This is a genomic window from Agrobacterium sp. SOY23 (assembly GCF_027212525.1).
Classification (GTDB): Bacteria; Pseudomonadota; Alphaproteobacteria; order Rhizobiales; family Rhizobiaceae; genus Agrobacterium; species Agrobacterium tumefaciens_I.
Genome location: NZ_JAPWDT010000003.1, coordinates 672,449 through 694,539 on the forward strand (window position 1 = coordinate 672,449; position 22,091 = coordinate 694,539).

The window sequence follows — 22,091 nt, forward strand, 5'->3', positions numbered from 1 at the left end:
TGCTACGGCGGTGCGGCCCGTTTCTTCTCCCCGTCGGGGAGAAGAAACAAGCGGCACCCGCTCGTTCTTCACTCGTTAAAGCCCTACAGGCCGGCTCGCTTGGTCGTCTCCCGCACGATCAGTTCGAACCCGACATCCACCCGCGCTCCTTCGGGAATGGCGGCATCCTTTTCCGCCTCAAGGATCGAAAGCAGCAATTCGCCCGCCTTGCGCCCGATCATCTGCGCATCGACGCGGATCGTTGAAATTGCGGGATAACATTGCCGGCCGATATCGAAATCGCCGAAGCCGAGGATGGAAACCTGCTCGGGCACACGAATGCCGAGGCGATGACATTCCATCAGCGCGCCGACGGCGGAAATATCCGATACCGCAAAAATACCTTCGACGTCGGGCGCTTTTGCTAGCAGCGAGCCCAGCGTCTTTGCCCCATGATCATAGGAAACCGGTGCGCTGCCCTCGCGGATGATGAGGTCATCGGCAATGCCGGCTTCGCGCAGCGCTGCGCCAAAACCGAGCAGGCGGCTTTCGCCGCGCCAGTCCTTCACGTCGCCATCGGCCCTGGAGCCCAATGCGCCTATCCGTTTGAAGCCAAGCGATATCAGATATTTGGCGGCGTTTCTTCCCACCTCGTAGTTGGAAAAGCCAACCGCATGGTCGATGGGGTGTTCGGGCACGTCCCAGATCTCGACGATCGGAATGCCGGCACGCATCAGCACCTCGCTTGCCATCTTGGTATGCACCGTGCCGGCGACGACAATGGCGTCGGGACGGCGCTCCATCATGGTGCGGATGACGCGCTCCTCCTCCTGCAGATCGTACATGGTATAACCGATCAGCAATTGGTAGTCGGCGGCGCGCAGCGCATTGGCGAGCCCTTGCGCGCTGTCGGCGAAGTTGGAGTTGGTGAGTGTCGGCAGGATGGCGGTGATGAAATTGGTGCGCCGGGATGAAAGCGATCCGGCGATCCGGTCCGGCACATAACCGAGCTTCTCGATTGCCTTCATCACCTTCTGGCGCGTTTCTTCCGACACCAGCGCAGGATCGGCTAGCACCCGCGATACCGTCATCTTCGAGACGCCCGCGAGTTTGGAGACGTCGCTCATCGTTGCTTTTTTTGACGTGACTAACGCTGCGGCCAAGGGCGTGCGCTCCACCAAAGCATGTCTCCCCAGTTTTAAGCCGGCAACAATTTCAACCGGTTCAGGACAAGACATACACGAAGATCAACAGGGAAAGCACGCCGCTTGATTGCAGATCGATGCGGCGTGCACCGGATTTATGCGATGCGGCGGTAGACGAGGTGATAAAACCGTCCGTCGCACATGCTCATCATCTCGTCCGTCAGCACCCGGCCTTCGAGACGGACCGGCGAGACCAGCGCTTCTTCGACCGCTTCCATGGAGGGGTAATCGATTTCCTGCACCATGATGATCGGCGCTGCGTCAGGGTCGGTGCGCTTGGTGCGCATCACCCGCACGGCCTGCGCGTTCGGCATGCGTTTCCAGACGGGCAGCAATTTTTCCTCGACGATGCGGAAAAACTCCTCCTCCCGGCCGGGGTGGATCGTGCCTTCAAATATTGCCGAGCGCGTATACATGGTTTCCTCCCAAATGAATGCCCGATGCAACGGTTCTGTAGATCGGACTTGCAATGATACCGATAACATGCATTATTGATCCTGCCAAGAACGGGAAATGGTGTCGACAAGAGGAAAATCGATAACCAGCAGAAATCGCTGAATTTAATAGGAAATTCTGACGGTTTTGAGCTTTTGCTGTTTCTTGGGAGGAGTTTTTAGTCAATCGCGTTGAAATGTTATCGAGAACATTTTGCGCTTTGCGCAAGGCCACTGTTCCGCTTCGGGCAGCCACTATAAGGTTGGAGGAGAATCCATGAGCATTTCCAGATTTCTGAAGAACATGACCGTTGCCGTCGGTGTTGCCGCAGCAACGCTTGCCGCCAGCACATCCGCCCATGCCGTCTCGATCAGCGAGATCACGGCGCGCGGCAAGGTCAAGATCGGCGTTCTCACCGGTGCACCGCCCATGGGCATGGTGGATGAGAAGGGCAATCCTTCCGGTTATGACGTCGATGTCGCCAATCTCATCGGTTCCTACCTGTCTCTGCCGGTCGAACTGGTGCCGTTGACGCCGCCGGCGCGTATTCCCGCGCTTCAGACCGGCAAGGTCGACTTCCTTGTCGCGACGCTCGCCCCGACCGGCGAACGCGCCAAGACCGTGATGTTCACGCAGCCTTACAGCGCCTTCAACATGGACATCATTTCCGGCAAGGACCAGAAGTTCGAAAATCTCGACAGCCTCAAGGGCAAGCGCGTTTCGGTCAATCGTGGTTCCTCGCAGGAAACCGCGTTGCGCAAGGCCAATGTCGAAGGTCTTGAAATCGTCGTTTACGAAGACGATTCCACCAGCGCCCAGGCATTGCTTGCCGGTCAGGTGGATGCCGTGGCCCTGCCGTCCACGGTGGGTGAGGCGATCATCAAGCAGCGCCCGGAAGCCGGCCTGCAGGTTGGGTTCACCTTCTTCCAGCAGGGCAATTCCATGGCGACCAAGCTTGAGGACTTCGAGCTGCGCCAGTGGCTGAACACCTCCATCTACCTCATGAAGATGTCGGGCGATCTCGACCGTATCTCGGTCAAGTGGACCGGCCGTCCGCTGCCGCAATTGCCAAGCTTCTGATTGAGCCTTTCAACGCGCCCGCCGGGAAGGCTTCCGGCGGGCCGGGAAATGTCAACGGAGTGACGCATGTCCTACACATTCCAATTCGGCGCGCTCGCCCAATATCAGAATGAGATTCTGAATGGCATATGGCTGACGATCAAGCTGTCGGTCCTGTCCATCGTGCTCGGCTGCGCTTTCGGCATTCTTCTAGCCTCGCTGCGCTCCATCAATGGCGGCATCGTCCGCATCATCGTCGACGGTTATGTCGAGGTGATCCGCAACACGCCGTTTCTGGTGCAGCTTTTCATCGTCTATTTCGGCCTGCCGGGCCTCGGCTTTCGTGTCGGGGCAGATACGGCGGCGCTGATCGGCATGACGATCAACCTTGCGGCTTATTCGACGGAGATCATCCGCGCCGGCATCGAGGCGGTGCACAAGTCGCAGATCGAGGCGGGTGAGGCCCTGGGCTTCACGAAGTACCAGATCTATCGCCACGTCATCATCGTGCCGGCCATCGCCAAGGTCTATCCTTCGCTCTGCAGCCAGTTCGTGCTGATGATGCTGGCATCGAGCATATGTTCGGCCATCTCCACCCATGAGCTTGCGGCCGCCGCAGCCTTCGTGGAATCGCAGACCTATCGCTCCTTCGAGGTCTATATCGTCGTCACGCTCATCTATCTTGCGCTGGCGCTCAGCCTGCGGCTCATCCTTGCCCTTGTCGGCATGTGGCTGTTTGGCCGCCGTGTGGCCCGCAAGACGATGACCGCCATGCCGGAGGTACAGTCATGACTCTTCGAACTTTCGGCTGGAACGAATTCGGCTTCCTCTTGACCGCCCTGCAATGGACCGTGCTTCTGACGATCATTGCCCTTATCGGCGGCGGCATTGTCGGCTTTTTCATCGCACTCGCCCGCACCTCGGATAACAAGCTGCTGCGCATTGCCGCGGGCACCTATATCCAGGTCATTCAGGGCATTCCGGTGCTGATGATCCTGTTCCTGTCCTATTACGGCCTCAGCCTTGCCGGGCTGGAATTGCCGCCGCTCTTTGCCGCCGGCGCCTCGATGACGATCTACACATCGGGTTACCTCGCGGAAATCTGGCGTGGCTGCATCCAGGCGGTGCCGAAGCAGCAATGGGAAGCGTCGGAATCGCTGGCGCTCACCCGCGCCCAGCAATATCGCTACGTCATCCTGCCGCAGGCGATCCGCATTTCCCTGCCGCCGACCGTCGGTTTTGCCGTTCAGGTCGTCAAGAATACGTCCATCGCATCGATCATCGGTTTCGTCGAACTGGCAAGAGCGGGGCAGCTCATCAACAATGCCACGTTCCAGCCGTTCCGCGTCTTCGTCGCGGTGGCCGTGCTTTATTTCATCGTCTGCTACCCGTTGTCCCAGCTGTCGCGTTGGCTGGAAAGGAGGCTTCATGCCGGAAGTAATCGTTGAAAACGTTCACAAGAGCTTTGGCGCTCTGGAAGTCCTCAAAGGCGTGTCGCTTTCGGTGGGCCGTGGTGAAGTCTTCGCCCTCATCGGCCGCTCGGGCTCGGGCAAGAGCACGCTGCTGCGTTGCATGAACGGGCTGGAGAAGATCAATTCCGGCCGCATTGAGATTGCAGGTCACACCCTTGGAGAAGATGCCAAGGCGCTGCGCAAGCTGCGCACCGATGTCGGCATCGTGTTCCAGAGCTACAACCTCTTTCCGCATCTGACGGTCGGCGAAAACATCATGCTTGCGCCACGCATCGTCAAGGACGTGGCGAAATCGGAAACGAAGGATATCGCCCGCGAGGTTCTGCAACTCGTCGGCCTGTCGGAGAAATTCGATTCCTACCCGGACCAGCTTTCCGGCGGCCAGCAGCAGCGTGTGGCGATTGCCCGTTCGCTCGCCATGCGGCCGAAGGTGATGCTGTTCGACGAGGTGACCTCGGCGCTCGACCCGGAACTCACTGAGGAAGTGCTGACCGTCATGGAAAACCTCGCCAAGGACGGCATGACCATGATCCTCGTCACCCATGAAATGGCCTTTGCGCGCCGCGTGGCGACTGAAACCATCTTTATGCACAAGGGCAAGATCTGGGAGCAGGGCCGTTCGTCGGAACTCTTCGCCAATCCGCAAACGCCGGAACTCCGGCAATTCGTCAAGGCCGATGTGAAGTAGCTCACCGGCGCAAAGGAAGACCCATGACCACTGAAATCGTGCAATTGTGCCCGCTCATCCCGGCACTGGAAGGCGAACTCGCTGAGCGCTTCACCGTGCATCGCCTGTTCGAAGCCGCAGACAAGGAGGCGTTCCTGGCTGAAAAGGGCGCGGCGATCCGCGGCGTCGTTACCGGCGGCCATATCGGCCTGCCGGCGGATATCGGGGCGACGCTTCCCAATCTTGAAATCGTCGCCATCAACGGCGTCGGTTTCGACAAGGTCGATCTGGCCGAAGCCAAAAAACGCGGTTTCCGCGTCTCCAATACGCCTGACGTGCTGACGGCGGATGTCGCCGATCTCGCGCTCGGCCTCGTTCTGGCGCAGGCGCGCAAGTTGCCGCAGGCGGACCAGCATGTGCGCACCGGGCAATGGCTGAAGGGCGATATGGGGCTTTCCACCCGCGTCACCGGCCGTCGTTACGGCATTTTCGGCCTCGGCCGCATCGGTCTTGCGATCGCAAAAAGGCTCGAGGGTTTTGACGCGCGCATTTCCTACACCGCCAGAAACCGTCGCGATGTCGCCTATGATTACTACGACAGCATCAAGGCGCTGGCCGCCAATTGCGACGTGCTGATCATCGCCGCTGCCGCCACTGCCGAAACGCGCCATATCGTCAATGCGGATGTGCTCAAGGCGCTTGGACCGCAGGGCGTGCTCGTCAACGTGGCGCGCGGCTCGCTGGTTGATGAGAAGGCGCTTGTCGAGGCTCTTTCCAGTGGCGCCATCGGTGGTGCGGCGCTGGATGTCTTTGAGGATGAGCCGCGTGTGCCGGAAGCACTTTTCGCTTTCGACACCGTCACGCTCGCGCCGCATGTGGGCAGTGGCACACACCAGACACGGCGCGCCATGGCCGATCTCGTTCTTGCCAATCTCGATGCGCATTTTGCCGGCAAGGACCTGCCGACACCGGTGGCATAAGCCCTCTTTCCCTATAGTCATCGGACGGCGCGGCTTTTGTCGCGCCGTTTCGTTTCATGCCGTCGGCTGCCCGTCGATGGTAAAAGGGGTAGTGCCCCCTAATCTCTATTCGACGTTCATCATTATATAATATGTATAATCCTACTATTCCGCTTCCTTATGAAGTGATGAGGCGGAGAGGTGCGTTCCAAAGGCCCGAAGACACCCGTAGAGAACCGCATGTCGCGAAAACAGCGCGGCGTAACGCCATCTGCCTCAGCTGAAACGACCGAAAACACCAGTCCCTCCGACCGGCACACGCTTCTGGAAGCGATGATCGACCATGTGCCGGATTTCATATATGCCAAGGATCTGGAGGGCCGCTTTCTTTTCGCCAATCGCGCCATCGTCGCCGAAAACGGCTTTGACAGCGTCGAGGAACTGATTGGGCTCACCGATTACGATATTCATGGCGAAGCGGCGCGGCGTGCCGGCATTCCCGAGACCGAGGCGCGGGTGATGCGCACCGGGGAACCAGATCTCGGTTATGAGGAACGCGCCATGCGCGGCGATATCGACCGCTGGCTGATGATGTCGCGGGTGCCGTTGAGGGATAAGGCCGGCAACATCATCGGCGTGGTCGGGGCCTCCAGAGATATCACCCAGAAAAAGGCCTCGGAAAGGCTGCTTCAGGCACAGGCGCATATTCTGGAAATGATCGTTGCGGCGGCGCGTATCGAGGATTTTCTGGAAGAATTCGTCAGGGCCATCGAAAATCTCGCCACCGGGCTTGCCTGCGCGGTCAGGGTGTTCGATGCGGCGGCAGGCGAGCCCTCTTTCTATGCCTCTCCCGCACTTGGCCGGCAGGAGGAGCTGGCCTCGCTTGTTTCCACCGTCAGCGATCCCGAAAGCCTCACCCGGCAGGCCGAGAACGCGGCCTTCAGTTTCGATATTCCCGCCAGCGAAGGCAAGGCGCATGGTTTCGTCTGGTGCATGCTGGCCGGCCGCGAACCGGATGCGGCGCTGGTGGAATTCATCGGTGCCGCGGCGCGCATGGCGGGTCTGGCGATTGACCGTAAACGGGCGGCGGAACACATCGCCTTTCTAGCGGATCACGATATGCTGACCCGGCTACCCAATCGCCGTTTCCTCGATACACGATTGCCGGAGATTTTGGCGGCGGCGGCAAGGGCGGGCAGAAGGGTCGGCATCGGTTTTCTCGATCTCGACAATTTCAAGCAGATCAACGATACGCTCGGCCACAGCATCGGCGATGCGCTGCTGTCGAAAACCGCCGGGCGTATTGCCAAAAGCCTCAGGCGAAACGATCTCGTGCTGAGGGTCGGTGGCGATGAGTTCGTCATCATTCTCGAAGAGCGCAGGGAGGATGTCGAAAGCCGCCTGCAGCACATCCGGGCCGCGGTCTCGCAGCCGCTGCGCATCGGCAATTACGATATCAAGGTCACCTGCAGCATTGGCATGGCCTTTTTCCCGGAACATGGGGAAACCACGGCGGAAATTGTCGCGGCGGCTGACCTTGCCATGTATGAGGCCAAACATAACGGACGCGATGGCATCGCCACCTTCACACCGCGCATGGCGGACGATCTCAGGAAAAAATTCACCCGCATCGAGGAGTTGCGCAAGGCGGTGGAGAAGGACGAGTTCGTGCTGCATTTCCAGCCGCAGGTCGATCTTCTCAGCGGCCGGATCAGCGGTGTGGAGGCGCTGGTGCGCTGGCAGCATCCGGTGGAAGGGTTGCTGGGACCTGCGGAATTCATCGGCCTTGCGGAAGAAACCGGCCTGATCGTGGAACTGGGGGAAAATATCCTCAGGAAAGCCTGTCGTCAGGCGCAGGCCTGGGCTGCCGCCGGCCTGCCGCCCGTCAAGATGGCGGTCAATATCTCGCCCCGGCAATTTCAGGGCGGGCTGGTGCAGCAGATCCGGTCGGTGCTGAAGGAAACCGGCCTTTCACCCTCCCTGCTGGAAATCGAAATCACCGAGACGCTCATCATCCAGGATGTCGAAACATCGGTGCGGATCATGCGGGCCATCAAGCAGATGGGCGTCAGCCTGGCGCTGGATGATTTCGGCATCGGTTATTCCTGTCTCGGCATGCTCAAGACGTTCCCGCTCTCATGCATGAAGATCGACCGCTCCTTCCTGACCAACCTGCCGGAAAAAACCAAGGACAGCGCCATCGTCTCGATCATGATCCAACTTGCCGGGTCGCTGGACATCGATGTCATTGCGGAAGGCGTGGAAAGCGGTGAGCAGGCGGCGTTTCTGAGCGCCGCCGGCTGTCCCTATGGTCAGGGATATTATTTCAGCCGGCCGGCGCCCGCGGATGTGATTGAAGACATGCTGGGAAAGACGACGATCTTCCCCACCGACGCATCCAGCATTACGCAATAGTTCGTCGCGACGTCCCTTCACCAGTTTGACCAGACGCCGCCTGCCGGAAGAGTGGGTGGATCTCCTCGCCGCATTGCCGTGGCGATTACCCGCCTTCACATCCAGTCTGACAATGAGAACCGTCGCGTTTCGTCACCACGTGCGATCGCCGAGTCCTGTCTATCCTGCTGCCGATCCGGGAGTATACGTCATTTTCTATATTCGTAATTTATAACGTTATTTGAATTATATTTAGTAATGTATTTCGTTATTTGAATGTATTATTCAAATATACTATATTTTAAGCTGTTAATTTGTTGTAATTTTACTACGCAATTGGATTGTGTACTTTAATTGTATTTGTATTTTGCCGATTTGAATTGCGAGTCTCCGGAGGTTTCTGTCATTTGCTGAATCTGCGCGGGGAAGCGGGCGGCAGGGAAAGACCAGCCCTCAAATTTGCGCATTCGTTGAAAAATTTTTGACTGGAGATTAAAAATGAACATCAAGAGCCTTCTGATCGGCTCCGTTGCCGCTCTCGCGGCAGTATCCGGCGCACAGGCCGCTGACGCTATCGTCGCTGCCGAGCCCGAGCCCATGGAATATGTCCGCGTCTGCGACGCTTTCGGCACCGGCTTCTTCTACATCCCCGGCACCGAAACCTGCCTGAAGTTCGACGGTTACATCCGTTTCCAGACCGATTTCGGCCGTGAGCAGTCCGGTTCGTCCGACTGGGATTCCTTTACCCGCGCCCAGTTCAACATCGACACCCGCACCGACACCGAGCTCGGCGCTCTGCGCGGCTACATCGGTTTCCGCGGTCAGGCTGACAACGACACCGACCGCAACGTCGTTCTCGATCAGGCTTTCATCGAACTCGGCGGCCTGAAGGTCGGTTTCTACTACAACTGGTGGGATGACGGTCTCGCTGGTGAGTACGACCTGCTCAGCTCGAACCGCACCCGTCTGAACGCCATCCGTTACACCTACGACGCCGGCTCCTTCTATGTTGGCGCTGCCGTTGAAGAACTGGAAGGCTCGCGCAAGGGCACGTCCGAACTCGGCGTTACGAAGGGCGGCAAGTTCAAAACCAACACGAACGATGTTGGCGTCAGCGCCATCATTGGCGGCAAGTTCGGTGGCGTTAAGGCCAACGTGCTCGGCGGTTACGACACGAACCAGGAAAACGGTGCAATCCGTGCCATCGTCACGGCTGACATCGGTCCGGGCACCCTTGGCCTCTCCGGCGCCTGGGCTTCCGGTGCCAACTACTACTACGAAGAGTCCGAGTGGACTGTTGCTGCTGAATACGCAATCAAGGCAACCGACAAGCTGACAATCACCCCCGGCTTCCAGTACTTCGGTACGATCGACATCGGTGCCAACAACGACTTCGTTGGCGATCGCGATGCATGGCGTGCCGGTGTAGCTGCCAGCTACAAGATCACTTCCGGCCTCTCCACGAAGGTTTCCGTGACCTATCAGGACGTGGATGGCCGCGAAGGTATCGACAGCGGTGCCGGTGATAAGTGGACCGGTTTCGTTCGCCTTGAGCGCGCGTTCTAATAGTCCATACAAAAAGCATAACCGGGTTAGATAACTCAGATCCACCCCGTTCTCGAACGGGTGAGTGACTAGCTCCAGTCGAAGTTCCTGACATGATGTCAGGTTTGCTCCCCGCCCTCTTGAGGTCGGGGAGTTTTTATGTGCGACTGATAGTCGAGGCGTGGATGGCGGCCCCGTCCATGAGGCCGGAAAATGCAACGAGGCCTGCTGTTCTCTCCTGGCATCAGAACAGCCGACGCAGTAAAAATCGACCACCATGCGATGATGGTGATTGAGAAATTGTCTGCAATATGAAATACTATTGTATACAATAAATTCAGGTGCCATCATGGAATTCGATTTTACCGCGCTCGAGCCGCAGAGCCGCTATCGTTTGCTGACGAATTTTATCGGCCCGCGACCGATAGCGCTGGTCACGACGCGTTCGGCCGCAGGCCATAACAACGCCGCGCCGATGAGCTTTTTCAATGTTTTCTCCCATGACCCGCCGATCGTCATTCTCGGTATCCAGCCGCGTGTGACGGGCGAGGAGAAGGATACGATGGCCAATATTCGCCGCACCGGTGAATTTGTCATCAACATGGTCGATATGGCTCTGTCCGAGCAGATGCTTGTCTGTGGCCTCGGCTTCGATAGCGAGGTTGACGAACTTTCCATGGCGCGGCTGACGGCCTCTCCCTGCCGCAAGATCGAGGCGAGCTTTGCAGCGGAATCGCCCTGCGCCTTCGAGTGCCGGGTGGAGCGTTTGATCGATTATCCGCGCCGCACGCTGGTTTTGGGGGAGGTCGTGCATATGCACGTCCAAAAAGATTGCCTTGATGCAGAAGGACGTTATGTCGATCCGGACCGATACCAGCCGATCGCACGCCTCCACGCCGATAACTACGTCAGTTCGGATCGCCAGTTCGTCCTCAAGGCGCCCGCGATTACCGACTTCATCAAGCCGAATGGCGAGTGACGGTTCTGACCTGAAATGCCGGATGTCTCTGCCCGCTGCCGGAAAACGCCCCGGAATGAGAGGGCAGGGTGTCGATCCCCACCGTTTGGAGCACGGCTCACATGGTTGAATGCAGCAGGTTGGGAGCGGATTGCCGTGCGCCAGAGTAGGTTGACGTCTGTAACTGTCTGCGCTTGAGGGAATTCGGTCTTGCCGTCCGCGCACAGTTTGCAGGAAAACACCCGCATCCCTTTGCGGGCTTCTCCGTCTCGCTTTAGTGTTCTTTTTCTCGCACCGTCCGCATGGTCGCGAGTCACGCGGGAGGGCGCATGATCGACAAGCTGGAATTTTTCATCGCATTGGCGCGCGCAGAGCATTTCGGCCGCGCGGCAGAGGAGTGTGGTGTTTCGCAACCCAGTCTCTCGGCCGCGATCCGGCAGCTGGAGGACCAGCTGGGTGTCGTTCTTGTGGTGCGTGCGGCGCGTTATCAGGGGCTGACACCGGAGGGCCAGCGTGTTCTCGAATGGGCGCGTCGCATTGTCGCCGATACGCGCACCATGCGTGAGGAAATGCGGGCGGCGCGTAAGGGTCTGGCCGGCCATATCCGGCTTGCGGTCATTCCGACGGCGCTTGCAATGGTGCCGCGATTGACGGAATCCTTTCAGGCGCGGCACCCCAATGTGACCTTTTCCGTGACATCACGCACCTCGCTTCAGGTCTTGAGCCAGATCGAAAACCTCGAGATCGATGCGGGAATCAGCTACCTCGACAACGAACCTCTTGGCCGAGTGACCACGGTGCCGCTTTATTCGGAGCGATATCACCTGATTGCAGCAGCTGGAACGCCGCTTGCCGATCAGGAAAGCGTTACCTGGAAACAGGTTTCGGGTCTTAGGTTATGCCTATTGACTTCGGATATGCAGAACCGCCGCATCATCAACAAACATATGGCTGACGCGGGTGTGGAGGCGAAGCCGACATTGGAGTCCAACTCCATGATTGTGCTGTTTTCCCATATCCGAACCGGACAATGGGCTTCAATAATGCCGCGTAACATAGCGGAATCATTTGGTTTTCCAAAGCAGATCAGAATGATACCGATTACCGAGCCGGATGCGGAGCATCTGGTGGGGCTGATCGCGACTTATCGCGAGCCACACACGCCACTGGTTTCCGCGCTTCTTCATGAGGCGCGTCAGCGCGCTGCGGCGATGGCTTTTGATAGGAATTTCCTATCGGGCGACGAAAACACATTATTGACCTGATCAAGCCTACCTCGCCATTCTTCCGGGCGACGCAGGGGCTGTGCAGGGACTGAAACATGTGCCGTTTGCCATACCTGCCCCCTGTCGGTTTGGGAGGACTGGCTTATGAATATCCGTGCGGTTGCCGCAGATGAGGCGGCCCGTGTTTCCGCTATCATTGGCGATTTTCTTCACCTCGAAGGGCCATTGCTGCCCATATTGCACGCGGTGCAGGAGGAGTTCGGTTACATACCGGAAAGCGCCAAGCAGATCATCGCATCCTCGCTGAATATATCGCGTGCCGAGGTTCATGGCGTCGTAACCTTCTATCCCGACTTTCGCGATCACCCTTCCGGCAGGCATGTGCTGAAGCTCTGTCGCGCCGAGGCTTGCCAGTCGATGGGTGGCGAGCCTCTTGCGGAGACCATCAAGACCCGGCTCGGCCTCGACTGGCACGAAACCGCGGCCGACGGCTCGGTCACGCTGGAACCGGTCTTCTGTCTCGGGCTTTGCGCGCAGGCGCCGGCCCTGATGCTGGATGGCGAAGTCCATGCCCGCCTTGACGAGGACTGTCTTGGCGACATTCTGACGGAGGCGCGCCGATGAGTGTCACCGTTTTTGTTCCGGGCGACTCCGCAGCACTTGCCGTTGGCGCAAACCGCGTGGCCGAAGCGATCGCCCGCGAGGCGGCCGTCCGCAACCTCGACGTCCATATCGTCCGCAACGGCTCGCGCGGCATGCTCTGGCTTGAAGTGCTTGTGGAAGTGCGCACCGAGCATGGTCGTATCGCCTATGGGCCGGTCAAGGCCAGTGACGTTGCTTCGCTCTTCGATGCGGGTTTTCTCAATGGCGGCGAGCATCGTCTCTGTCTCGGGCCGACAAAGGATATTCCGTTCCTGAAAAACCAGACGCGCCTGACCTTTGCACGTTGCGGCGTGACCGATCCGTTGTCGCTTGAGGATTATCGTGCCTATCAGGGCATGAAAGGTCTTGAAAAAGCCGTTGCCATGGCGCCGCTCGACATCGTCGCCCAGGTGACCGAAAGCGGCCTGCGCGGGCGCGGCGGTGCGGGTTTCCCGACGGGCATCAAATGGAAGACGGTTGCCGATGCGGTGGCCGATCAGAAATACATCGTCTGCAATGCGGACGAGGGTGATAGCGGCACCTTTGCCGACCGCATGATCATGGAAGGCGATCCCTTCGTGCTGATCGAAGGCATGGTGATTGCCGGCCTTGCCGTCGGCGCGACGAAAGGTTTCATCTATACGCGCTCGGAATATCCTTACGCCATCAAGGTCATGGAGCAGGCGATAGAGATCGCCCGTCGCGAAGGCATCATCGGCCCATCCGTCCTCGGTTCCGGCCGGGCCTTCGACATGGAAGTGCGCATGGGTGCCGGCGCCTATGTCTGCGGCGAGGAAACCTCGCTTCTGAACAGCCTGGAAGGTAAACGCGGCACCGTGCGTGCCAAGCCGCCGCTGCCCGCCTTGCAAGGGCTGTTCGGCAAGCCCACCGTCGTCAACAATGTGATTTCGCTCGCCTCCATTCCGGTCATCATGGATCGTGGTGCGGCCTTCTATCGCGATTTCGGCGTTGGCCGCTCGCATGGCACCATCCCCATCCAGCTCGCCGGAAACATCAAACATGGCGGGCTTTATGAGACCGCCTTCGGCCTGCCGCTCGGTCAGTTGGTCAACGATATCGGTGGCGGCACGATCACTGGCCGGCCCGTCAAGGCGGTGCAGGTGGGCGGCCCGCTCGGCGCCTATTTCCCGGTCTCGCTGTTCGATACGATCTTCGATTATGAGGCTTTTACCGCTGCCGGCGGCCTTATCGGACATGCCGGTATCGTGGTGTTCGACGAGACCGCGGACATGCTCCATCAGGCGCGGTTCGCGCTGGAATTCTGCGCGGTCGAAAGTTGCGGCAAGTGCACGCCCTGCCGCATCGGCTCAACGCGCGGTGTCGAGACGGTGGACAAGATCGCGCTTGGCATCGAGCGGGAGAAAAACACGGCGCTGCTCGAAGACCTCTGCGAAACCATGAAATTCGGTTCGCTCTGTGCGCTTGGCGGTTTCACGCCCTATCCCGTCATGAGCGCGCTCCGGCATTTCCCGGAAGATTTTGCCCCCATCCCACGTGTTGAAGCGGCGGAGTAAGACCATGGCCCTTGTGACAGAATTTGACTATGGAACCCCGAAATCCCTCGCTACGGACATGGTGACGCTGACCATCGATGGGCGGCAGGTGACTGTGCCGGCGGGTACCTCGATAATGCGCGCCTCGCGCGAAGCGGGCATCGATGTCCCGAAACTCTGTGCCACCGATATGGTGGATGCTTTCGGCTCCTGCCGGCTCTGTCTGATCGAGGTGGAGGGCCGCAACGGCACCCCCGCCTCCTGCACCACGCCTGTCGCCCCCGGTCTCGTCGTGCACACGCAGACGGAGCGGCTGAAGCAGATCCGTAAAGGCGTGATGGAGCTTTATATCTCCGATCACCCGCTCGACTGTCTGACCTGCGCCGCCAATGGCGATTGTGAATTGCAGGATATGGCGGGTGCCGTTGGCCTGCGCGATGTGCGTTATGGTTATGAAGGCGACAACCACGTCAAGGCGCGCACCGGTGAGGGCGATCTCAATGCCCGCTGGATGCCGAAGGACGAAAGCAATCCCTATTTCACCTATGATCCTTCCAAATGCATCGTCTGTTCCCGCTGCGTGCGCGCCTGCGAGGAAGTGCAGGGCACCTTCGCACTGACGATCGAAGGGCGCGGTTTCGAAAGCCGGGTGTCACCCGGCGCGCATGAGGCGTTCCTCGATTCCGACTGCGTTTCCTGCGGCGCCTGCGTGCAGGCCTGTCCGACGGCGACGCTGACGGAAAAATCGGTGATCGAGATCGGCCAGCCGGAACATTCGATGGTCACGACCTGCGCCTATTGCGGTGTCGGCTGCTCCTTCAAGGCGGAAATGCGCGGTGAAGAACTGGTGCGCATGGTGCCGTGGAAGGACGGACAGGCCAATCGTGGCCATTCCTGCGTCAAGGGCCGCTTTGCCTATGGTTACGCGACCCACAGGGACCGCATTCTCAACCCGATGATCCGCGAAAAGATCAGCGATCCATGGCGGGAAGTCTCGTGGGAGGAGGCCTTCTCTCACGTTGCCTCCGAGTTCCGGCGTATCCAGGGTCAATATGGTCGGGAGTCCATCGGCGGCATCACCTCGTCGCGCTGCACGAATGAGGAAACCTTCCTCGTCCAGAAACTCATCCGCGCCGGTTTCGGTAATAACAACGTCGATACCTGCGCCCGCGTCTGCCATTCGCCGACGGGGTATGGTCTCGGCCAGGCTTTCGGCACCTCCGCCGGCACGCAGAATTTTGATAGTGTCGAGCAGTCCGATGTGGTGCTGGTCATCGGCGCCAATCCGACCGATGGGCATCCTGTTTTCGGCTCGCGGCTGAAGAAACGGCTGCGGCAGGGGGCGAAGCTCATCGTCATCGATCCGCGCCGCATCGATCTCGTCCGCACGCCGCATGTGGAGGCGTCCTTCCACCTGCCGCTGCTGCCCGGCACCAACGTTGCGGTGCTGACGGCGCTTGCGCATGTGATCGTCACGGAAGGGCTGTTCAACGAAGCCTTCATCCGCGAGCGCTGCGACTGGTCGGAATTCGAGGATTGGGCTGCCTTCGTTGCCGAGCCGCAGCATAGCCCGGAAGAAACCGAAAGTTTCACCGGCGTGCCGGCGGAAGAATTGCGTGGTGCCGCGCGTCTCTATGCCAAGGGCGGCAATGGCGCGATCTATTACGGGCTTGGTGTCACCGAACACAGCCAGGGTTCGACGACCGTCATGGCGATCGCCAATCTTGCCATGGCGACCGGCAATATCGGCCGCCCCGGCGTGGGGGTCAATCCGCTGCGCGGGCAGAACAATGTGCAGGGCTCCTGCGACATGGGGTCTTTCCCGCACGAACTTCCGGGCTACCGGCATATTTCCGATGATGCCACGCGTGACATCTTCGAGAAACTCTGGGGCGTGAAACTTAACAACGAGCCGGGGCTCCGTATCCCCAACATGCTCGATGCGGCCGTGGATGGCAGCTTCAAGGGCATCTATATTCAGGGCGAGGATATTCTCCAGTCCGACCCGGATACGAAGCATGTTTCGGCCGGTCTCGCTGCCATGGAATGTGTCGTGGTGCACGATCTCTTCCTGAACGAGACGGCGAATTACGCGCATGTCTTCCTGCCGGGTTCCACCTTCCTCGAAAAGGACGGCACCTTCACCAATGCCGAGCGCCGCATCAACCGCGTGCGCAAGGTCATGTCGCCGAAGAACGGTTATGCCGACTGGGAAGTGACGCAGAAACTGGCGCAGGCCATGGGGCTTGCGTGGAACTACGCACATCCGTCTGAAATCATGGATGAAATCGCCGCGACAACGCCAAGTTTCGCCGGCGTTTCCTACGCCTATCTGGAAGAGAAAGGCTCGGTGCAGTGGCCCTGCAACGAGAAATTCCCTGAGGGTTCGCCGATCATGCATGTGGACGGTTTTGTCCGAGGCAAGGGCAAGTTCATCCGCACCGAATATGTGGCGACGGATGAACGCACCGGGCCGCGGTTCCCGCTGCTGCTCACCACCGGCCGCATCCTGTCGCAATATAATGTCGGGGCGCAGACACGGCGCACGGAAAACGTCGTCTGGCACGAGGAGGATCGTCTCGAAATCCATCCGCATGATGCCGAACAGCGCGGCGTGAAGGACGGCGACTGGATCAAGCTCGTCAGCCGGTCGGGAGACACGACGCTGCGGGCGCTGATTACCGACCGTGTGGCGCCGGGCGTGGTCTACACGACCTTCCACCATCCCGGCACGCAGGCGAACGTCATCACCACCGACTTTTCCGACTGGGCGACCAATTGCCCGGAATACAAGGTGACGGCGGTTCAGGTCTCGCCCTCCAACGGGCCGACGGAATGGCAGGAAGAATATGATGCGCTCTCGCGTCAGTCCCGCCGCATCGCCGGCAAGCTCGAAGCTGCGGAATAATCGGGGGCCGGGCCTGGCCCCGGCCGTCTCATTCATGGAGGCGTCGGCGTGGGAGCCGGCGCGGGGAGTAGGTCATGTTGCTCAACCACACCGATGAAAAGCTGGTGAGAATGGCGAACCAGATCGCGACGTTCTTTCTGTCGCAGTCGGAAGATATTCGCATCGAAGGTGTTGCCACGCATATCAACAAGTTCTGGGAACCGCGCATGCGGCGCCGGTTCTTCGAGATGGTGGATGCCGGGGCTGGTGATTTTCTGCCGCTGGTGCTTGCCGCGTCGAAGGAGATAAGGCGGCCCGGTGATCCGGCAGCCGATGCGGTGGGTCTCGGCGACGATGCGAAGGGCGCTCCGGGCGGGAAGGGACCAATTGCGGGTGAGTCCCTTTCGGAGCCGAGCGTGCCGGAAAGCACAGGGGCTTGAGCGGCACGGCCGCAAAATCAGAGTTTTGGCCGGACAGGGGACGTTCGGCGACATTGGCGTTCACCAGGCGGGGCGAACGTGACATGTCCAGACATTCACGAGGGAGGTAATGTCAATGGCAGTAGCAGATGCAACGGCGGGAGAGGCGGCGCAAGCCGGGTTTTTGGACCGCGAACGAATAATCGCAAGACCGGGTTTTAATCGCTGGCTGGTGCCGCCGGCGGCCCTTGCCATTCATCTATGCATTGGCATGGCCTATGGCTTCAGCGTGTTCTGGCTGCCGCTGTCGAAGGCGCTGCCGGCGACGGACCCCAGCTGCTCCAGCCTCACGCTTGTCGGGGCGCTGTTTACCACTGAGTGCAACTGGCGTGTGGCCGATCTCGGCTGGATCTATACGCTTTTCTTCGTTCTTCTGGGTTGCTCTGCGGCCATTTGGGGTGGCTGGCTGGAAAGAGTGGGGCCACGCAAGGCCGGCTTCGTTTCCGCCTGCTGCTGGTGCGGCGGTATCCTGGTGGCGGCAGTCGGTGTCATCACGCATCAACTGTGGCTGATGTGGCTGGGCGCCGGCGTCATCGGTGGCATCGGGCTTGGGCTCGGCTATATTTCGCCCGTATCGACGCTGATCAAATGGTTTCCGGATCGTCGCGGTATGGCGACGGGCATGGCCATCATGGGTTTCGGCGGTGGTGCGATGATCGGTGCGCCGCTTGCCAATCTTCTGATGAACAACTTCAAGACGGATGTTTCGGTCGGCGTCTGGCAGACTTTCGTCGTCATGGCCCTGATCTATTTCGTCTTCATGATGGCGGGTGCCTTCGGTTACCGCATTCCGCCATCGGGCTGGCGCCCGGAAGGCTGGACGGCGCCCTCCGCCAAAAGCGCCATGATAACCCATCGCCACGTGCATCTGCGCGATGCGCACAAGACACCGCAATTCTGGCTTATCTGGGCAGTGCTGTGCCTGAACGTTTCGGCGGGCATCGGCGTCATCGGCATGGCTTCACCCATGCTGCAGGAAATCTTCGCGGGCTCGCTGATCGGTTTGCCCGGTGTGGGTTTTGCGGATCTCGATGCCGGGCAAAAGGCGCAGATCGCGGCGATTGCGGCTGGCTTCACCGGTCTGCTTTCCCTGTTCAACATCGGTGGCCGCTTCTTCTGGGCGTCGATGTCCGACAAGATCGGCCGCAAGAATACCTATTTCTGCTTCTTCATTCTCGGCATCATTCTTTATGCGCTGGCGCCGACGCTGGCGACGATGGGCTCCAAGGCGCTCTTCGTTCTGGCTCTCGGTATCATCCTGTCCATGTATGGCGGTGGTTTCGCCACCATCCCGGCCTATCTCGCCGATATCTTCGGTACGCAGTTCGTGGGTGCTATTCACGGTCGCCTGCTGACGGCGTGGGCGACTGCCGGTATCGCCGGTCCGGTCGTCGTCAACTACATCCGCGAGGCGCAGATCGCGGCGGGTGTGGCGCCGGGACCAGCGCTCTATACCAGCACCATGTATATTCTGGCGGGCATGCTGGCGATCGGCCTTGTGGCCAATGCTTTCGTGCGGCCACTTTCGGACAAGTGGTTCATGTCGGATGCGGAAGTGGCGGCGCTTCAGGCGAAGACCGCTGCCGCCAATGCCGGCCCGACGGGTTCCTTCGGCATCGGACGTGGCGGCCTGGACACCAAGGCAGCCCTTGCCTGGGTTGCGGTCGGTATTCCGCTTCTCTGGGGCGTGTGGGTTACCGTGAGGAGCAGTCTCGCGCTGTTTGGCTGAACATCCGCTACCTCGGTCGTGCAGGATCTGTGCACGACCCGGAAAGCATATGCCGGCTCATGGCCGGCATATCACCTTATCGAAGCGAAAAGAGGCTGCGGTTCAGATCACGTCAGATGAACCGCCTCCCGGTATTCGCAAAATGTGCAGCTTGCCGGTCTGGCGTCCATCAACGCCAGCTGGCAAGCAATCCTTCAAGTGTTGCGTGGTCGTCTTTGTCCAGTCGGGCAAGTCCCGGCGCGCGCACCGGGCCAACCTTGAGTCCGAGAATTTCCATGGCTTCCTTCACCACCGTCACATTGGCGCCGTTGCGATAGCGCGTCCGCAGCCGTTCGAAGAGTTCGATCTTTTCAACGATCTTCCGTGCCGCTGAAAAATCGCCTGATGTCAGGGCATCATGTACCTGCAGGGAGAATTGCGGAGCCACGTTGACGAGACCGGATGTGAAGCCGCGTGCACCGACCGCCGAAAAGGCGGGTGCCCAGCTTTCCGCAAGGCCGCAGACATAAAGAGCGCCCTTCGGATTGGAAGCGGCAATCGCCCGCGACAGAAGCATGATGTCTGTGGTCGCGAACTTGATGCCCGCAACATTCGGGTGGCTGGAAAGCCTTACCATGTCATCGACAGAAAAACCGTCCGCACGGACATAGGCGACAAGCGGCAATTCGCTGCCCTCCGCCAGACCGACGAAATAGTCGATCTGCGATTGCGGCGCCGCAAAAGGGTCGACCGGCTGATGCGACATGACGGCGGATGCGCCCATTTCTTTTGCCTGGCGGGCCATGGCGAGAGCCTCGCGCTGCGAGCGTCCAATCGCCGCCGTGACCGGGGCTTTCCCGCTGACACCTTTTATCGCGGCCTCATAAACCTTCAGAATTTCCGCGGGCGTCAAGGCGTAGAATTCACCGGTATTGCCCGCCGCGACGATATTATGGATGCCTGCCTTTGCAACACGGGCGTAAACCTCGGCGGTGACACCGGTGTCTACTTCGCCGCTTGCATCATAAGCCGTTACCGGAACGCCGGAGATACCCTGCAGGGCCTGGCGAAAATCGAATGTCGTCATCAACTGGGTTCCTTAAGGTCAAAGGTCATCTTCAGATGGAGAATTTGTGAACGGGCGTGCCGGCGACGGGGGCATCGAATGCCACAACGGTGCCGGCGGTGGTGATGCCGTCCGTCTCGGTGACGAGACTTGTCAGATAGATCGTTTTGAGGTCCGGACCGCCGAAACACGGCATGGTCGGCCCCCTGAACGGCAGCCTGTAGACTTCGAACAGTTCGCCGTCCGGCGAAAAGCGGTTGAGACGCCCGGCCTGAACGCCGGCGCTCCAGTAACAGCCTTCGCTATCGGTTGCCGCGCCATCCGGCCTGCCTTCGTCCGGTGCGAAATCGTGAAGACGTTCGGCCGGGCCGAGCCTGCCGGTCGCGGCATCGAAATCGAACGCCTGATACATCAGCCCGCTGCTGTCGGAATGATACATGCGCCTGCCATCCGGGCTCCAGGCAAGCCCGTTGGATGTGAACATGCCGCCATCGATGATGCGTTCGATGCCGCCATCAGGCGCGACGCGATAGAGGCGCGCATTGCCTGTCTGTATGGTGGCCTCGTCGCGGGTTCCGACCCAAAAGTGGCCGTCCGGGCCGACCTTTCCGTCGTTGAGGCGGCTGTCAGGCCGCCCTTCGTCCGGGTCGCATAGAAGTTCGAGCTTGCCGTTTGCGGGATCAAGAAGATGCACGCCGGTTTTCAGGCCCGCCACGATCAGGCCATTGTCGCAAAGACCGAGACACCCCACCTCAGCGGGCATATCGTATCTGTCGAGCTTTCCGCCCGGATGCAGGCAGAAAATGGCGAGGGCGAGAATATCGACGAACCACAGATTGCCGGTCCGCTCGTCCCATGCCGGTGATTCTCCAACCTTCAACGGCGTATCGACAAGCGAGCGGAGTTTCGGTTCCATGATGCGCGGCTGGCTCACTGATTATTCTCCATCGCCCTGTACGGTCTCGTCTTTCGAATTGCGGAAACGGCTCTAGCTGCCGACACCCTGAAACATGCGGGCGCGTGCCTTCAGGATGTGGTCTTTCATCGCGTCATGCGCGGCCTGCTCCTGCCGTGCAAAAATCGCTTCCACGATTGCGGTATGCTCGTTCTGCACCTCGCGCACATGTTGCGGCGTGCGCTTAAGGCTGAGGCTGCGTGTCACCGACTGGCCGATTGCGAAATGCGGCTTGAACCAGATCCGCACGGTGATGTGGAACTGGTTATGGCTCGCTTTGGCGATGGCTTCGTGCAGGGCAAAGTCTTCCTCCGCACCAAGATCGTTGCGCTCCAGACACTGCTCCAGTGCCGCGATGGCCTGCTCGATACGGGTTTTGTCGGCGGCCTGCCAGTTGCGTGCGGCAAGTTCGGCGGCTGCAGATTCAAGGCCGGACCGGAATTCGAAAAAACGCTGTACGTCGGCAAGCGAGCCGACGGGCACCTGCTGCAACACGGACGAATCCGGCTGCTGGCGCACATAGGAGCCCGACCCCTTCTGGGAGACGATAAGTCCATCGTTTCGCAGCCGCTCCAGGGCCTCGCGAACGACCGGCCGGGATGCACCGAATAACGACGCCAGATTCTGTTCCGATGGCAGCCGCTCGTTTACGGGAAACCGCCCGTCCGAAATCATGCCAACGATCTTTTCGTAGATGATGTCGCTCAGCCTGGTCTCGCCTCGAGCGGCGGCAGATGCGGTTTGATTGTCCATCAGCAGCCCTTCCGTTGCAAATCGCTGAAGTTAATGGATTTCCTGCATTTCAATCGCAACAGAAATACCGGGGTTTTTGTGAGCGAGGCGCCGTCGTGCCGATTTTTTCTTCAATCCTGATCCTGAAAACCAATCTACGAATAAAAAATATGTAAAAATCTGTCAATACTTGTAATCATCTGAAAACG

The 22,091-nt window shown here is 59.5% G+C and carries 19 protein-coding genes; 14 read left to right on the forward strand and 5 right to left on the reverse strand.

The features are described from left to right. Positions 1–83: 83 nt before the first annotated feature. Entirely contained in the window at positions 84–1,106 is a 1,023-nt protein-coding gene (locus tag O3S81_RS11875; RefSeq protein ID WP_269343354.1) for a LacI family DNA-binding transcriptional regulator, read from the reverse strand. Between the two features lie 173 nt (positions 1,107–1,279). Then, a complete protein-coding gene (locus O3S81_RS11880; RefSeq protein WP_269343356.1) occupies positions 1,280–1,600 on the reverse strand; it encodes a hypothetical protein in 321 nt (106 codons plus the stop codon). Between the two features lie 295 nt (positions 1,601–1,895). Here O3S81_RS11880 and O3S81_RS11885 point away from each other — a divergent pair, with 295 nt between their 5' ends. The 14 genes from O3S81_RS11885 (at position 1,896) to O3S81_RS11950 (ending at position 19,150) form a co-directional block, all read left to right on the forward strand. After that, a complete protein-coding gene (locus O3S81_RS11885; RefSeq protein ID WP_269343358.1) occupies positions 1,896–2,699 on the forward strand; it encodes a transporter substrate-binding domain-containing protein in 804 nt (267 codons plus the stop codon). 66 nt (positions 2,700–2,765) lie between these two features. Beyond that, on the forward strand, positions 2,766–3,470 hold the full coding sequence (locus O3S81_RS11890; protein ID WP_003505665.1) for an amino acid ABC transporter permease: 705 nt from the start codon (positions 2,766–2,768) through the stop codon (positions 3,468–3,470). After that, on the forward strand, positions 3,467–4,126 hold the full coding sequence (locus O3S81_RS11895) for an amino acid ABC transporter permease (protein ID WP_065116844.1): 660 nt from the start codon (positions 3,467–3,469) through the stop codon (positions 4,124–4,126). Before O3S81_RS11890 ends, O3S81_RS11895 begins: the two co-directional genes overlap by 4 nt. Further along, positions 4,107–4,838 carry an amino acid ABC transporter ATP-binding protein gene (locus O3S81_RS11900; RefSeq protein ID WP_269343360.1) on the forward strand — a complete coding sequence of 244 codons (732 nt, stop codon included), beginning with the start codon at positions 4,107–4,109 and terminating at the stop codon, positions 4,836–4,838. The genes O3S81_RS11895 and O3S81_RS11900 overlap by 20 nt, the downstream gene beginning before the upstream one ends. A 23-nt stretch (positions 4,839–4,861) precedes the next feature. Next, positions 4,862–5,797, forward strand: a complete 936-nt coding sequence (locus O3S81_RS11905) for a 2-hydroxyacid dehydrogenase (RefSeq protein WP_269343361.1) — start codon at positions 4,862–4,864, stop codon at positions 5,795–5,797. 219 nt (positions 5,798–6,016) lie between these two features. After that, positions 6,017–8,191, forward strand: coding sequence for a putative bifunctional diguanylate cyclase/phosphodiesterase (locus O3S81_RS11910; protein WP_269343363.1), 2,175 nt, complete (start codon positions 6,017–6,019; stop codon positions 8,189–8,191). 477 nt (positions 8,192–8,668) lie between these two features. Continuing rightward, positions 8,669–9,736, forward strand: a complete 1,068-nt coding sequence (locus O3S81_RS11915) for a porin (RefSeq protein ID WP_269343377.1) — start codon at positions 8,669–8,671, stop codon at positions 9,734–9,736. 328 nt (positions 9,737–10,064) lie between these two features. Further along, complete coding sequence (locus O3S81_RS11920) at positions 10,065–10,694, forward strand: flavin reductase family protein (RefSeq protein WP_269343379.1); 630 nt, start codon at positions 10,065–10,067, stop codon at positions 10,692–10,694. Positions 10,695–11,002: 308 nt separating this feature from the next. After that, positions 11,003–11,938: a LysR family transcriptional regulator gene (locus tag O3S81_RS11925; RefSeq protein WP_269343381.1), complete on the forward strand. Its 936-nt coding sequence runs from the start codon at positions 11,003–11,005 to the stop codon at positions 11,936–11,938. A 105-nt stretch (positions 11,939–12,043) separates the two neighbouring features. After that, positions 12,044–12,523, forward strand: a complete 480-nt coding sequence (locus O3S81_RS11930) for a formate dehydrogenase subunit gamma (RefSeq protein WP_269343383.1) — start codon at positions 12,044–12,046, stop codon at positions 12,521–12,523. After that, positions 12,520–14,076, forward strand: coding sequence for a formate dehydrogenase beta subunit (locus O3S81_RS11935; protein ID WP_269343385.1), 1,557 nt, complete (start codon positions 12,520–12,522; stop codon positions 14,074–14,076). Before O3S81_RS11930 ends, O3S81_RS11935 begins: the two co-directional genes overlap by 4 nt. Positions 14,077–14,080: 4 nt before the next feature. Further along, on the forward strand, positions 14,081–16,963 hold the full coding sequence (gene fdhF, locus O3S81_RS11940; protein WP_269343387.1) for a formate dehydrogenase subunit alpha: 2,883 nt from the start codon (positions 14,081–14,083) through the stop codon (positions 16,961–16,963). Positions 16,964–17,037: 74 nt separating this feature from the next. Continuing rightward, a complete protein-coding gene (locus O3S81_RS11945; protein WP_269343389.1) occupies positions 17,038–17,382 on the forward strand; it encodes a formate dehydrogenase subunit delta in 345 nt (114 codons plus the stop codon). 115 nt (positions 17,383–17,497) lie between these two features. Then, a complete protein-coding gene (locus tag O3S81_RS11950; protein ID WP_269343390.1) occupies positions 17,498–19,150 on the forward strand; it encodes an OFA family MFS transporter in 1,653 nt (550 codons plus the stop codon). A 169-nt stretch (positions 19,151–19,319) separates the two neighbouring features. On the opposite strand, the gene O3S81_RS11955 is transcribed toward O3S81_RS11950, so the two are convergent. The 3 genes from O3S81_RS11955 to O3S81_RS11965 are packed head-to-tail and all read right to left on the reverse strand — an operon-like array spanning position 19,320 to position 21,903. Then, positions 19,320–20,216 carry a dihydrodipicolinate synthase family protein gene (locus O3S81_RS11955; protein WP_269343392.1) on the reverse strand — a complete coding sequence of 299 codons (897 nt, stop codon included), beginning with the start codon at positions 20,214–20,216 and terminating at the stop codon, positions 19,320–19,322. 31 nt (positions 20,217–20,247) lie between these two features. Further along, positions 20,248–21,129, reverse strand: a complete 882-nt coding sequence (locus tag O3S81_RS11960) for an SMP-30/gluconolactonase/LRE family protein (protein ID WP_269343394.1) — start codon at positions 21,127–21,129, stop codon at positions 20,248–20,250. 54 nt (positions 21,130–21,183) lie between these two features. Beyond that, positions 21,184–21,903, reverse strand: coding sequence for a FadR/GntR family transcriptional regulator (locus O3S81_RS11965; protein ID WP_269343395.1), 720 nt, complete (start codon positions 21,901–21,903; stop codon positions 21,184–21,186). Positions 21,904–22,091 lie beyond the last annotated feature (188 nt).

Excerpts from the sequence above, each read along its gene's own strand:
- O3S81_RS11875 (WP_269343354.1), bottom strand. The coding sequence starts at position 1,106 with ATGAGCGACGTCTCCAAACTCGCGGGCGTCTCGAAGATGACGGTATCG.
- O3S81_RS11880 (WP_269343356.1), bottom strand. The coding sequence starts at position 1,600 with ATGTATACGCGCTCGGCAATATTTGAAGGCACGATCCACCCCGGCCGG.
- O3S81_RS11885 (WP_269343358.1), top strand. The coding sequence starts at position 1,896 with ATGAGCATTTCCAGATTTCTGAAGAACATGACCGTTGCCGTCGGTGTT.
- O3S81_RS11890 (WP_003505665.1), top strand. The coding sequence starts at position 2,766 with ATGTCCTACACATTCCAATTCGGCGCGCTCGCCCAATATCAGAATGAG.
- O3S81_RS11895 (WP_065116844.1), top strand. The coding sequence starts at position 3,467 with ATGACTCTTCGAACTTTCGGCTGGAACGAATTCGGCTTCCTCTTGACC.
- O3S81_RS11900 (WP_269343360.1), top strand. The coding sequence starts at position 4,107 with ATGCCGGAAGTAATCGTTGAAAACGTTCACAAGAGCTTTGGCGCTCTG.
- O3S81_RS11905 (WP_269343361.1), top strand. The coding sequence starts at position 4,862 with ATGACCACTGAAATCGTGCAATTGTGCCCGCTCATCCCGGCACTGGAA.
- O3S81_RS11910 (WP_269343363.1), top strand. The coding sequence starts at position 6,017 with ATGTCGCGAAAACAGCGCGGCGTAACGCCATCTGCCTCAGCTGAAACG.
- O3S81_RS11915 (WP_269343377.1), top strand. The coding sequence starts at position 8,669 with ATGAACATCAAGAGCCTTCTGATCGGCTCCGTTGCCGCTCTCGCGGCA.
- O3S81_RS11920 (WP_269343379.1), top strand. The coding sequence starts at position 10,065 with ATGGAATTCGATTTTACCGCGCTCGAGCCGCAGAGCCGCTATCGTTTG.
- O3S81_RS11925 (WP_269343381.1), top strand. The coding sequence starts at position 11,003 with ATGATCGACAAGCTGGAATTTTTCATCGCATTGGCGCGCGCAGAGCAT.
- O3S81_RS11930 (WP_269343383.1), top strand. The coding sequence starts at position 12,044 with ATGAATATCCGTGCGGTTGCCGCAGATGAGGCGGCCCGTGTTTCCGCT.
- O3S81_RS11935 (WP_269343385.1), top strand. The coding sequence starts at position 12,520 with ATGAGTGTCACCGTTTTTGTTCCGGGCGACTCCGCAGCACTTGCCGTT.
- fdhF (WP_269343387.1), top strand. The coding sequence starts at position 14,081 with ATGGCCCTTGTGACAGAATTTGACTATGGAACCCCGAAATCCCTCGCT.
- O3S81_RS11945 (WP_269343389.1), top strand. The coding sequence starts at position 17,038 with ATGTTGCTCAACCACACCGATGAAAAGCTGGTGAGAATGGCGAACCAG.
- O3S81_RS11950 (WP_269343390.1), top strand. The coding sequence starts at position 17,498 with ATGGCAGTAGCAGATGCAACGGCGGGAGAGGCGGCGCAAGCCGGGTTT.
- O3S81_RS11955 (WP_269343392.1), bottom strand. The coding sequence starts at position 20,216 with ATGACGACATTCGATTTTCGCCAGGCCCTGCAGGGTATCTCCGGCGTT.
- O3S81_RS11965 (WP_269343395.1), bottom strand. The coding sequence starts at position 21,903 with ATGGACAATCAAACCGCATCTGCCGCCGCTCGAGGCGAGACCAGGCTG.